The organism is Bradyrhizobium sp. LCT2 (assembly GCF_009931255.1).
GTDB lineage: Bacteria > Pseudomonadota > Alphaproteobacteria > Rhizobiales > Xanthobacteraceae > Bradyrhizobium > Bradyrhizobium diazoefficiens.
Genome location: NZ_CP034432.1, coordinates 993,022 through 1,005,029, shown reverse-complemented (window position 1 = coordinate 1,005,029; position 12,008 = coordinate 993,022). Strand labels below are relative to the sequence as shown.

The window sequence follows — 12,008 nt, the reverse complement described above, 5'->3', positions numbered from 1 at the left end:
TTCAATTGTGCTCGTGACGGATCGGGGCTCGTATCGGACGTTGTCTTTCCAAAATCGCTCAGTCCAACCCGTCCACCGTATGAGCGTCGGAACGCCCTCCGACCAGTCAGGCAGGATGTCCGGAGGCAACTGAACGGGATTGCGCTTCTTTTCCTCGGCAAGCGCTTCTGTCACAGTGAATTCCCAAGACCCATGATCGGGCTCGGTGTCGTCCTGCTCCGTCCACATAGAGACCCCCCGAACAGCATCGTCGTTCAACCGTCACGTGGCCTATCAGGTTCCACAAATGAGGCAAAAAACGTCCAACGCAAACATGCAACAAGGCGTCCAACGATTCAGGCGGTTGGATTAGGTTTCGGATGACAATTCTGGTCACCGGCAGCGCCGGCCATCTCGGGGAGGCCATCCTCCGCACGCTCCGCGGGCGCGGGTCCGCTGTGCGCGGGGTCGACCTGAAGCCATCGCCCTTCACCGATGCCGTCGGCTCGATCGTCGATCCGGACTTCGTGCGGCGTCAGATGGACGGCGTCACCGCCGTGATCCACACCGCGACGCTGCACAAGCCGCATGTGGCGACCCACAGCAGGCGGGATTTCGTCGACACCAACGTGACAGGCACGCTTAATCTGCTCGAGGCGGCGGCAAGCGCCGGTGTGCGCAGCTTCGTCTTCACCAGCACCACCAGCGCGTTCGGCTCGCAGCTCCGCCCCGAGGCCGGACAGGCCGCGGTGTGGGTCACCGAGGACCTGTCGCCGGTGCCGAAGAACATCTACGGCACGACCAAGCTGATGGCGGAGAATTTGTGCGAGCTGTTCTTTCGCGAGCGCGGCCTGCCGGTCGTCGTCTTGAGGACCTCGCGTTTCTTTCCAGAGGACGATGACGATCCTTCGATGCGGTTGGCCTATGCGCTAGACAACACGCAGGCCAACGAGCTGCTCTATCGCCGGCTGGATATAGCGGACGCGGTGAGCGCCCATCTGCTCGCCGTCGCCCGCGCGCCCGACCTCGGCTTCGCCCGCTACATCGTGTCGGCCACGAGCCCGTTCGAGCCGCACCATCTCGCGGCGCTGGCGCGCGACGCGGCCGGCGTCGTCCGCGAGCTCTATCCGGATTGCGCGCAGCTCTATGCGGCGAACGGCTGGCGCCTGTTTCCGCAGATCGATCGCGTCTACGTCAACGATCGTGCGCGGCACGAGCTGGGGTGGCGGCCGGAATTCGACTTCGCGCATGTGCTGCACAGCCTCCGCGCGGGACAGGATTTTCGCAGCGCGCTGGCGCGCGAGATCGGGTCGAAAGGCTATCATGACGTGGCGTTCGACGACGGACCTTACCCGGTTGCCTCGTAAGCGCCGAAGTTGCTGTTTTGCTCGACGCGTCAGACGTCTGTCCGGCGCCACCGGGCGCAACATGGTCTTTGCCGGTCTACTGTGCATGGGGTTGTTTTCGCGTTTTTGTGCGGCCGCCTCTCCCGCTGCCTGAAAATCAGCCACGCGCCACGTCGATGCCGCGTTGCAGCGAGATCGTTTTCGCTGCCGCGTTCGCCTTCGGAGAGATTCCGTCTCAATTTTTATTGAGCGCAACCGCAGTGCACGCGGCGCGCTTCTCACCGCTCGCAGATGTGCTAACCTTTTTGCGTCTGTCGCCTCGACAGGCTCCAAACTTCGCCTCTCGACTAGCAAAACAAAATAACGTGCAGCCCTGACGGCTGCCTTAGGGGAGTGACGCGATGAAATTCCATCAATCCGTCTTTCAATCCGTCTTTCAATCCGTCCTGGCGCTTGCAGCGGTTGCGCTTCTCGCGGGGACCAGCGCCGGCAATGCGCAACAGCAGGACAAGAACAAGCCGCTGAAGAAATACGAATCCGGCACCAAGGAGTTCTGGACCCATCCGCCGGATGACTGGTTCCTGGGCGACGAGACCGAGGCGCAGAAGGGCCTCGCGCCGCCGTCGGGTCCACCGACCGGTGCGTCGGAGGCCGAGCTCGCGGCGATGATGAAGAAGATCAAGCTGCCGGCGGGCTTCAAGATCGAGGTCTATGCACCCGGCGTTCTCGCCGCGCGGCAGATGGCCTGGGGTGACAAGGGCACGCTGTTCGTCGGCTCGTTCGGCCTCGGCAACGTCTATGCCATCAAGGACAACAACGGCAAGAAAGAGGTCAAGACCATCCTGAAGGGGCTGAACATGCCCACCGGTCTCGCCTTCAAGGACGGCGCGCTGTACGTCATCGCGGTGGACAAGCTGATCCGCTACGACAACGCGGAAGCCAATCTGGACAAGCTCGGCGACGGCAAGGTCGTCTATGACGACATGCCTTCCTATGCCGCGCATGGCTGGAAGTACATCGCAGTCGACAAGGAAGGCTGGTTCTACCTGCCGTTCGGACCGCCCTTCAACGTCGGCGTTCCCCCGACCAGCGTCTCGCAGATCCGCCGCGTCGATCCCAAGACCGGCAACGCCGAGATCTATGCGCTCGGCGTTCGCAACTCGGTCGGCGGCGACGTCGATCCGCGTACCGGCAAGTACTGGTTCACCGAGAACGCCCGCGACTGGATCAGCGACGATCTGCCCAGCGACAAGCTGAACATGATCTCGAAGATGGGCGAGCATTTCGGCTATCCCTATTGCCACCAGGGTGACCTGCCCGATCCGAAGTTCGCGATGGGTCACAAGTGCTCCGAGTTCACGCCGCCCGTGCTGAATCTCGGTGCGCACGTCGCTCCGCTCGGCATGAAGTTCTACACCGGCGATCAATTCCCCGCCGAGTACAAGAACAACATTTTGATCGCCGAGCATGGCTCCTGGAATCGTCACAAGTACCAGGGCGGCCGCATCATGCGCGTGATCGTCGGACCCGACGGCAAGAACGCCAAGCAGGAGGTGTTCGCCTCCGGCTGGATCGAGGGTGACCAGGGTTATCTCGGCCGTCCCAACGACATCATCCTCGCCAAGGACGGTTCGATCCTCGTCGCCGACGACTGGGCCGGCGCGATCTATCGCATCAGCTACAGCAAGAAGTAGCGCGCGGGCGAATCAAAGGCTGCGGTGGGCATGAGGCGGCCGCAGCCTTTTTCGTGAATGACCGTCGTTCCGGATTGCGCGCCCTTGCGCGCAAGTCCGGAACCCATAACCACGACTGGTGGTTATGGATTCCGGGCTCGTGCTTCGCACGCCCCGGAATGACAATTTCGATAGATCGGAATCCCCATCATGCGCCGGCAGTTCATCTCGCACGCAATCAGCGCGATTGCGCTTGTCACGCTGGGCTTCTGCCCGGCCGATGCCGCCGATACTGCCGCCGGCAAGGCCAAGGCTGAGGTCTGCGCCGGCTGTCACGGCGAGAACGGTATCTCGCAGACCGAGAACATCCCCTCGCTCGCGGGCCAGCCCGATCAATTCCTGCAATGGCAGCTAGTGTTCTTCCGCGCCGGCTCGCGCAAGAACGAGCAGATGCAGCCGATCGTCGAAGAGATCAACAACGAGGACATCCGCAATCTAGGGGCTTACTTCTCGCAGCTCGCGCCGCCGAAGGGGCCGGAAGACCAGGATCCCGATCTGTCGAAGAAAGGCACACAAGTCGCGGCCGGTCGCCGCTGTGCCTCATGCCACACGGACACTTACGCGGGCACCAAGGCCGTCGCGCGCCTCGCCGGCCAGCGCGAGGAATATCTCGTGAAGGCGCTGCACGACTACAAGGCCGGCCAGCGCGTCGGCGGCGGCGTCGCCGCGATGGCCGATGTCGCCTACGCGATGAGCGAAGAAGAGATTACGGCGGTCGCGCATTATCTGGCGCATTTGCAGTAACTCCACACTCCGCCGTCATCCCGGACAAGCGCGCCCCAAGCGCGCGCAGATCCGGGATCCATAACCACAGGAAGATGTGGTCACGGGGACTCGGAGTGACGACGTCGCGTACGATGTATTCTCGTGGTTATGGATCCCGGATCTGCGCTTACGCTTGTCCGGGACGACACCGAGTGTGGCTGGTCGCTACCCCGCCCGCTGCTTCTCATACGCCTTCAAATGCGTATAGGCGATGCGCAGCTTCGGCAGCGGCACCTTGGCGGCATCGCCGCGTGCGATGAGATCGCCGATGACGTGATCGGCCTCGACCGGCAGGCCGGCCTTGATGTCGCGGAACATCGAGGCGGTCATCGGCGAGCCCTCGGTGGTGAGGTTGCCCTTCACCCGCTCGAAGAACGGGCCGCCTGGCGGATAGCCTGACGCGGTGGCAATCTCACTGGTCTCATCGAGTATGCCGAGCAGGAAATCCCTGCCGCCGGGGGCGGCGAGGATGTTGCCGACGGAGGCGCGCATCAGGCTGGTGGAGGCCGCGAGCGAGGAGAGGAACACCCACTTCTCCCACATGTCCTGCATGATGTTCTGGCTGGCGGTGGCCCCAACGATGCCGCTCTTGAAGGCTTCGTCGATCGCCTGGACCCGGTCGGACAGCTTGCCGTCGCGCTCGCCGTAGCTGATCGCCTGCATCGGCTGGAGCTGCACCACCTCGCGCTTCTCGCTCAAGGTCGCTGCGATGGCGCAGAGCCCGCCGAGCACGCGCTCCTTGCCGAACCTGGCATCCAACGTATCGAGATGCTTCATGCCATTCAGCATCGGAATGATCGCCGTATCAGGCCCGACCGCCGCCGCGAACGACTTGATGGCATCGTCGAGATCGAACGCCTTGCAGCTCAGGAGCACGACGTCGAACTTGTCCTTCAGCTTGTCGGCCTCGACCGTCGGTGGAGCCTTCAGCCTCACGTCGCCGTTCGGGCTCTTGATGACGAGGCCGGCGCTCGCAAGCTCGCCGGCGCGCCGCGGCCGGACCAGGAAGGTGACGTCGCGGCCGGCCTGCAACAGCCTGCCACCAAAATAGCCGCCGATGGCGCCGGCGCCGACCACGAGGATGCGCATGGGATTGTCCTTTTTTCTTCTTGCTGTCGTCCTGGCCTAGTGCGCAATTGCGCACGGGAGCCAGGACCCATTACCCCGACTGCATGTTGTCGGACAAGTTGGAGCCCCAGCTCGTCACATCAATAACCTTTGGCGGCTATGGGTCCTGGCTTTCGCCAGGACGACGTCGGGGAGATTGCTAGCTTTCCGCGCGATGAGGGAATCACTTTCCCGATACCATCTCCTCGACCTCGCGCAGCTGCTCCTTGCCAAAAAACATCTCGTTGCCCACGAAAAAGGTCGGCGAGCCGAACGCGCCGCGCGCGACCGCCTCTTCGGTGTTCTTGATCAGCTTGCCCTTGACCTCGGGCTCCTGGGCGCGGGCGAACAGCTTTTGCGCATCGAGGCCGGAGGATGCCAGCGCCTTCGCCGCGATTTCCGGGTCGTCCATCTTCTTCGGCTCGCGCCACATGTGGTGGAAGGCGGCCTCGACGTATTTCTCGAACACACCCTCGAGCTGCGCCGCGATCGCGGCGCGCATCAGGTTCAGCGTGTTGACGGGGAAGTGCGGATTCCAGACATAGGGCTGAACCTTGAAGCGCTTGATGAAGCGCTCGGTCTCGACCGCCTGGAATTCACGCTTGTTCTTGACGCCGGCGAGCGTCTCGGCCGGCGACTTGTTGTTGGTCGACTTGAAGATGCCGCCGAGCAGGATCGGCACATACTCGAATTTGACGCCGATGCGCTGCTCGATCGCCGGGATCGCCAGATGGCTGAGATAGGCGTTCGGGCTGCCGAAATCGAACAGGAATTGCGGGGCTGTGCGGGTCAAAATCGTTCTCCCTGACCTGACTTTTGATCTGGCTTTTCGTCCATTCTGGCGCAGCGCGCGCCACAGGTCCACCGTTTAATGATGGTCATAATACCTTGATGATCCGGGTCAGATCAGACGCCGGATCGTCCGCTTGCGCCACACCAGGAGGTAATAGCCCATCTGCAAAACGAACATGGCGCAGAACACGATCGGATAGGCGGCCCATACGCCCTTCAGGCCAATCGTGCGGCTCAGGATGACCGCGGCCGGCAGCTCGATCGCGAGAATCGCGAAGATCGAAAGCAGCATCGGCGTCAGCGCCACGCCGGCGGCGCGCATGGCGCCGGAAAACACCGTTGCCAGGCCGAACGGCACCGAGCTCCACAAGGCGATGGTGAGCAACTCCTTCGCCAGATCGAGCACGTCGCCATCGGTGATGAAGATGCCGAGCACGGCGCGTGGCGCGAGATAGATCAACGCCACGAGGCCGCCGGTCAGGACGAGGTTGAACGCGAGGCCTGTGCGAACGATGCCGTCGAGCCGGCCCCTGTCGTCGCCGCCGACGGCCTGCGCGCCGAGGATCGAGACCGCGATCGAGATCGACATCGCCGTGAACTGCGTATAGCCCATCACCTGGTTGACGGCTCCATAGGCTGCGGTGGCGTCGGAGCCAAAGCCGTTGACGAGGCCGAGCAGCACCAGCTCGGCGACCGCCATCACCACCATGCCGATCGCGCTCGGCAATCCGATGCCGAGGATCTTGCCGAGCACCGCGCCGTTGAGCCGCAGATGACGCAGCAGCGCGGCATCGGGGGCAAGCGCATGTTTCTTCCGCAGCAAATAGAGGGCCAGCACGATCAGTGTCAGAACGTTGGCGATCGCGGCCGCCCATGCCGGGCTGGTGATGCCGGCCGCCGGCAATCCGAACGCGCCGCGGATCAGCATTGGCGTCAGGATCAGGCCGATCGCGGTCGACAACGCCAGCGCCAGCAGAGGCGTGAGCCCATCGCCGACACCGCGGATCATCGCCGTCATCAGCAGGAAGACGAAGCCGAGCGGCATCGTGAGCAGCATGACGCGCGCATAAGCGGAGGCCTGGTCGAGGATGTCCGCGGGCGTGGCGAGCGCCATCATCAATGGCCGGCTGAACAGCCCGCCGACCAGTGCAATCGAGATCGAGAGCAGCAGGCCGACCGCGAGCGTCGTGCCAACAACGATTTTGATCCGGCCATGTTCACCGGCGCCAAACGCGTGGCCGATCAGCACCGTGGCGCCGGTGCTCAAGCCCATGACGAAGGCGAACAGAAAGAACATCACCGGAAAGAACGCCGAGACCGCCGCGAGCGCGTCGACGCCGATCATCTGGCCGAGATAGACGTTGCTGACCGTGCCGAACAGCGATTGCAGCGCGTTGCTCAGCATCAAGGGCGCGAGGAAGCGGAGGAATGTTGTCCAGAGCGGCGTGACGGCGGACATGGATTTGCCTTTCATCAGGGCGTGCGAAACCGTTGCCGCGCGAGGCGCGGCTTGGGCCGTCGATAGGGTTGAGGGAAAGCGCCGCGCGTCTACGCGCGGTCGCTGTAGGCGAGCTTGACGATGTGGTCGCGGATGTCGGTCGGCCAGTCGGCGATCAGCCCGGTGAAGCGCCGCCGGTCATCCGCGAACAGCGCCCGCGAAGCTTCCTCGAACTGCGGCAGGTTGCCCGCCATGGTCGACATGAAGTGATAGGCCGCATCGCGCGCCTGCCGCTCTCGGTCCTTGTCGCCACTGGCACGCCGTGCCTCGTCGACGAGTTTCCGCAGCGCGACCGAGGCGCCGCCTGCTTGCGCGTTGAGCCATTCCCAGTGCCGCGGCAGCAGCGTTACCTCGCGCGCGACCACGCCGAGTTTCGGCCGGCCGCGCCCGCGCGGCTCGCTCGGTGGTGCGGTCTCCTCAACCGGAGGCGGGACAAGCTTCGCCACCCGCGCCAGCACCTCGCGATCGCCGCCGCGCAGATCGAAGTCGATCGATCGGCCCGTAGCGTCCTCGAAGATGATGACGGGCTCGTCCGGCGGGGGCACGATCCGCTTGACGACAAGTGCGACCTCTCCGGCCGACCCGGACGCCAGGCGACGCTGGCCCTGGAAGGCCGTGAATGTCCTCTGCATTGAAATCATTGCCATATCCCGATGACGTTGATCATTTAATACCCGGGTAAATTATCGGCGTCAATATACCCGGGTTAAAATATCCGTCCGGATGGCTCGACATTGCGTTCCCGGGCTGGCACGTACGCGGCGAACAGACCACGCCTAGCCTGGGGATCCCGCCGATGCTGACCGTCCATCACCTCAACAATTCCCGCTCGCAGCGCGTGCTGTGGCTGCTCGAGGAGTTGGGCGTGCCCTACGAGATCGTGCGCTATCAGCGCCAGCCCGACATGCGCGCGCCGAAGGAGCTGCGCGCGATCCATCCGCTCGGCAAGTCGCCCGTCATCACCGACAACGGCAACACCATCGCCGAGTCAGGCGCGATCATCGAATATCTCATCGCCACCTACGGCAACGGCCGGCTGATCCCGCCGCCGAACACGCCGGAGCGACTGCGCTTCACCTACTGGCTGCACTATGCGGAAGGCTCGGCGATGCAGCCGCTGCTGCTCAAGCTGCTGTTCACGCTGATGCCGAAGCGTGCGCCGGCGCTGCTTCGTCCGCTGGTGCGCAAGGTCTCGAACCAGGCGCTTACCGCGCTGGTCAATCCGCAGCTCAAGCAGCACATGGATTACTGGGAAGGCGAGCTTGCGAAGAGCGAGTGGTTCGCCGGCAACGAGTTCACTGCAGCCGACATCCAGATGAGCTTTCCGCTCGAAGCCGCGCAAGCGCGCGGCGGGCTGGAGCAGGGCCATCCCAGGGCGATGGCGTTCCTGGAGCGCATCCATGCGCGGCCGGCCTACGCCAGAGCGCTGGAAAAAGGCGGGCCGTACCAGGTGGGGCGGTAGTTAGTTCCTGTCATTCCGGGATGGTGCGAAGCACCAGACCCGGAATCTCGAGATTCCGGGTTCACGCTTCGCGTGCCCCGGAATGACAGCCTTCCACTAATCCGCGTGCAGCACGCGACCGCGCGTCTCCGGCAGCGCGAAGGCGGCGATGAAGAACAGCGCGTAGGCTACCACCGCAAACATCGCGATTGCGTTCGCAAGCGACGTCGTCGCCGACAGCGCACCGACGAGGAACGGAAACAGCGCGCCGATGCCGCGGCCGAAATTGTAGCAAAAGCCCTGGCCGGAGCCGCGCAGCCGCGTCGGATAGAGCTCAGTCAGGAACGCGCCGATCCCCGAGAAATAGCCCGAGGCGAAAAAGCCGAGCGGGAAGCCAAGCACCCACAGGATCTCGTTGGTCAGCGGCAGCTGCGTATAGAGCAGCACCACGGCCATGGCCCCGAGCGAGAAGATCAGGAACAGATTGCGCCGTCCGATCCGGTCGGCGAGCCAGGCGCCGGTGAGATAGCCGATGAATGAGCCGATGATCAGCGTCGAGAGATATCCGGTCGAGCCGACGATCGACAGATGCCGCTCCTTGGTCAGGAATTGCGGTACCCAGAAGGTGACGGCGTAGTAGCCGCCCTGGCAACCCGTCGCCATCAGCGACGCCAGGATCGTGGTCTTCACCATCGGGAAGGTGAAGATCTCCCAAAGCTTCGGATGACTGCCCGTTTCCGCATGCCTGGCACGGGCCTCGGCTGCGATCTCCGGCTCGGTGACGGAACGGCGGATGTAGAACACCAAGAGCGCCGGCAGCGCGCCGATCACGAACATCCAGCGCCAGGCCGTCTCGGCCGGCAGAAGCGAGAACAGGATCGCCTGCGACAGCACGGCGAGACCCCAGCCGACCGCCCAGCCCGACTGCACCGAGCCGACCGCGCGCCCGCGATATTGCGGCCGGATCGCCTCGCCCATCAGCACGGCGCCCGCCGCCCACTCGCCGCCGAAGCCGAGGCCGAGCACGGCGCGTGCAATCAGGAGCTGGTCGAAATTCTGCACGACGGCACAGACCAGCGAGAAGAACGAGAACCAGATGATGGTGATCTGGAGCGTCCTGACTCGTCCGATATGGTCGGAGAGGTAGCCGCCGAGCCAGCCGCCGATCGCAGAGGCCAGCAGCGTCACGGTGCCGGCGAGACCCGCCGAGGCCGCATCGACCTTCCACAGCGCGATGATGGTGCCGATCACCAGCGGATAGATCATGAAGTCCATGCCGTCGAGCGCCCAGCCCGCCGCGCAGGCCCAGAACGTCCGCCGCTCCGGCGCGTTCATGTCGCGATAGAAGGCGAGAAGGCTGGTGTCCTCGATCTCGGCGCGTTCGATGCGCTGGTTCGGATCGGCTGTGGTCATGTGTGTTTCCCCGGCAGTTTCTTGAAGTTGCGCGGTGGTAGCACGCGCAGCAGCGGGCGCAAGCCGGCGCCCGCTTCCGTGCCATGCGGCGGACGAGTTACTGCCCTGCCGCCTCTGCGCCGCGTGTGCGCGGATCGGGTGCGCCGAGGGGGCCATTCGGTGTCACCGCGATCGAATTGGCGGAAGTCTGTCCCATCGGCTCGACGATGGGATGGTCCATCGCCTTCAGCTCGAACAGGACATCGTCGGGAAAGCCGCGCTCGACGCGCACCTCGTCCGGCAGCCATTGATGGTGCAGCCGCGGTGTGGCAACGGCGGCGGCCACATCCATTTTGTAATCGAGCACGTTCACGATCACCTGGAGCACGGTGGAGATGATCCGGCTGCCGCCGGGCGAACCCGTCACCAGCACCGGTTTGCCGTCTTTCAGCACGATGGTCGGCGACATCGACGACAACGGTCGCTTGCCGGGCCCTGGCAGGTTGGCCTCGAAGCCGACAAGGCCGTAGGCGTTGGACGCGCCGACCGCCGCGGTGAAATCGTCGAGCTCGTTGTTGAGCAGCACGCCGGTACCCTCGGCGACGAGACCGACGCCATAGCTGAAGTTCAGCGTGTATGTATTGCTGACGGCGTTGCCGCGGCTGTCGACGACGGAGAAATGCGTGGTGTTGCTGCCCTCGCGCGGCGAGGCGGCGGCGGAGACCAGCTGCTTCGACGGCGTGGCGCGGCTGGTGGAGATGCCCGCGCGCAGCTTGGCGGCGTAGTCCTTTGCCGTGAGGGTCTCGATCGGCGCATTGACGAAGGCGGGATCGCCGAGATAGCGCGCGCGGTCTGCATAGGCACGCTTCATGGCCTCGATCAGGAGATGCAGCGATGCCGGCGATCCCTGCTTGAGGTCGGCAAGCTGAAAGCCTTCGAGGATATTGAGGGTCTCCACCAGCACCACGCCGCCGGAGGAAGGCAGCGGCATCGACACGATGTCGTAGCCGCGATAAGTGCCGCGCACCGGCGTGCGGATCACCGCCTGATAGGTTTTCAGATCGGCTGGCGTCATGATGCCGCCCGCCTCGGACACGGCCTTGGCGAGTTTGTCCGCGACCGCGCCCTCATAGAAGCCGCGTGGTCCCTGCGCGGCGACGGCCGCCAGCGTATCGGCAAGGTCGCCCTGCACCAGCCTGTCGCCGTCACTGAGCGGCGCGCCATCGGGGCGCGAGAAGATCCTGGCCGCGGAAGGCCAGCGTGTCAGCCGCCGGTGCCAGCCCGGGAGCGTGTCGGCGATGTCGTCGCTGACGACGAAGCCGTCGCGGGCGAGCGCGATCGCGGGCTCGAGCAATTGCGCCAGCGTGAACTGGCCCGAGCCATATTTTTCCAATGCCAGGGCAAGGCCTGCGACGGTTCCGGGCACGCCGATGCCGAGCGCGGAATCGCGCGACTTCGCAATGTCGGGCTTGCCGTCGGGGCCGAGGAAGATTTGCGGCGTGGTCGCTGCCGGCGCGGTCTCGCGATAGTCGATCGCGATGTCCTCGTTGCGCTCGGCGGAATGGATCATCATGAAGCCGCCGCCGCCGATATTGCCGGCGCGCGGATAGGTCACCGCCATCGCAAAGCCGGTCGCGACCGCGGCATCGACGGCATTGCCGCCGCGTCGCAGGATATCGGCGCCGACCTGCGCCGATATCTTTTCCTGCGCCACCACCATGCCGTGCTCGGCTGCAACGGCATGCACCGTGTCGAGCGCCGGCGGGACATAGCCCCGCCGCGCATCCTGCGCGGTCGCAGATGCCAGACAAAGCGCCAGAGTGGCCAGGAAGGCGAAAAACGTCCGCCGGGTCGAAAATGACGACATCATCAAATTTCCGCCGGGTCCTCGGGACAGTTCACACGCGTCGCTTATGCTATACGGTTTGCCCCAAGACAGGCAAAACTGTTCGTGA

10 protein-coding genes are annotated in these 12,008 nt (G+C 64.4%); 4 read left to right on the top strand and 6 right to left on the bottom strand.

The genetic code is table 11. From position 1 onward, the window contains the following. Positions 1–359 precede the first annotated feature (359 nt). The 3 genes from EI171_RS05455 to EI171_RS05445 all read left to right on the top strand — a co-directional run bounded on the left by EI171_RS05455 (position 360) and on the right by EI171_RS05445 (position 3,802). Positions 360–1,346: an NAD(P)-dependent oxidoreductase gene (locus EI171_RS05455; RefSeq protein WP_161532786.1), complete on the top strand. Its 987-nt coding sequence runs from the start codon at positions 360–362 to the stop codon at positions 1,344–1,346. A 380-nt stretch (positions 1,347–1,726) separates the two neighbouring features. Further along, positions 1,727–3,019, top strand: coding sequence for a sorbosone dehydrogenase family protein (locus EI171_RS05450; protein ID WP_161532785.1), 1,293 nt, complete (start codon positions 1,727–1,729; stop codon positions 3,017–3,019). Between the two features lie 189 nt (positions 3,020–3,208). Further along, complete coding sequence (locus EI171_RS05445; protein WP_028174967.1) at positions 3,209–3,802, top strand: cytochrome c; 594 nt, start codon at positions 3,209–3,211, stop codon at positions 3,800–3,802. A 186-nt stretch (positions 3,803–3,988) separates the two neighbouring features. On the opposite strand, the gene panE is transcribed toward EI171_RS05445, so the two are convergent. From panE to EI171_RS05425, 4 genes are all read right to left on the bottom strand, one after another. Then, complete coding sequence (gene panE, locus EI171_RS05440) at positions 3,989–4,912, bottom strand: 2-dehydropantoate 2-reductase (RefSeq protein ID WP_161532784.1); 924 nt, start codon at positions 4,910–4,912, stop codon at positions 3,989–3,991. Positions 4,913–5,114: 202 nt separating this feature from the next. Beyond that, the gene (locus EI171_RS05435; RefSeq protein WP_028174966.1) at positions 5,115–5,723 is read right to left on the bottom strand and encodes a 2-hydroxychromene-2-carboxylate isomerase; all 609 of its coding nucleotides are present in this window, start codon (positions 5,721–5,723) and stop codon (positions 5,115–5,117) included. A 108-nt stretch (positions 5,724–5,831) separates the two neighbouring features. Then, positions 5,832–7,196, bottom strand: coding sequence for an MATE family efflux transporter (locus tag EI171_RS05430; RefSeq protein ID WP_161532783.1), 1,365 nt, complete (start codon positions 7,194–7,196; stop codon positions 5,832–5,834). 74 nt (positions 7,197–7,270) lie between these two features. Continuing rightward, a complete protein-coding gene (locus EI171_RS05425) occupies positions 7,271–7,867 on the bottom strand; it encodes a DUF2239 family protein (protein WP_202633106.1) in 597 nt (198 codons plus the stop codon). A 149-nt stretch (positions 7,868–8,016) separates the two neighbouring features. Between EI171_RS05425 and EI171_RS05420 the strand changes: the two genes are divergently transcribed. Beyond that, positions 8,017–8,682, top strand: a complete 666-nt coding sequence (locus EI171_RS05420; protein ID WP_060909632.1) for a glutathione S-transferase family protein — start codon at positions 8,017–8,019, stop codon at positions 8,680–8,682. 96 nt (positions 8,683–8,778) lie between these two features. Here EI171_RS05420 and EI171_RS05415 read toward each other — a convergent pair whose 3' ends face one another. Together EI171_RS05415 and ggt are read right to left on the bottom strand one after the other, a co-directional pair. Continuing rightward, positions 8,779–10,074 carry an MFS transporter gene (locus EI171_RS05415; protein WP_028174963.1) on the bottom strand — a complete coding sequence of 432 codons (1,296 nt, stop codon included), beginning with the start codon at positions 10,072–10,074 and terminating at the stop codon, positions 8,779–8,781. Between the two features lie 97 nt (positions 10,075–10,171). Beyond that, entirely contained in the window at positions 10,172–11,923 is a 1,752-nt protein-coding gene (gene ggt / locus EI171_RS05410) for a gamma-glutamyltransferase (RefSeq protein WP_161532782.1), read from the bottom strand. Between the last annotated feature and the right edge of the window lie 85 nt (positions 11,924–12,008).

What these genes read in the sequence shown, in the direction of transcription:
- EI171_RS05455 (WP_161532786.1), top strand. Translation starts at nt 360, where the DNA reads ATGACAATTCTGGTCACCGGCAGCGCCGGCCATCTCGGGGAGGCCATC.
- EI171_RS05430 (WP_161532783.1), bottom strand. Translation starts at nt 7,196, where the DNA reads ATGAAAGGCAAATCCATGTCCGCCGTCACGCCGCTCTGGACAACATTC.
- EI171_RS05445 (WP_028174967.1), top strand. Translation starts at nt 3,209, where the DNA reads ATGCGCCGGCAGTTCATCTCGCACGCAATCAGCGCGATTGCGCTTGTC.
- EI171_RS05450 (WP_161532785.1), top strand. Translation starts at nt 1,727, where the DNA reads ATGAAATTCCATCAATCCGTCTTTCAATCCGTCTTTCAATCCGTCCTG.
- EI171_RS05415 (WP_028174963.1), bottom strand. Translation starts at nt 10,074, where the DNA reads ATGACCACAGCCGATCCGAACCAGCGCATCGAACGCGCCGAGATCGAG.
- EI171_RS05425 (WP_202633106.1), bottom strand. Translation starts at nt 7,867, where the DNA reads ATGGCAATGATTTCAATGCAGAGGACATTCACGGCCTTCCAGGGCCAG.
- EI171_RS05420 (WP_060909632.1), top strand. Translation starts at nt 8,017, where the DNA reads ATGCTGACCGTCCATCACCTCAACAATTCCCGCTCGCAGCGCGTGCTG.
- panE (WP_161532784.1), bottom strand. Translation starts at nt 4,912, where the DNA reads ATGCGCATCCTCGTGGTCGGCGCCGGCGCCATCGGCGGCTATTTTGGT.
- ggt (WP_161532782.1), bottom strand. Translation starts at nt 11,923, where the DNA reads ATGATGTCGTCATTTTCGACCCGGCGGACGTTTTTCGCCTTCCTGGCC.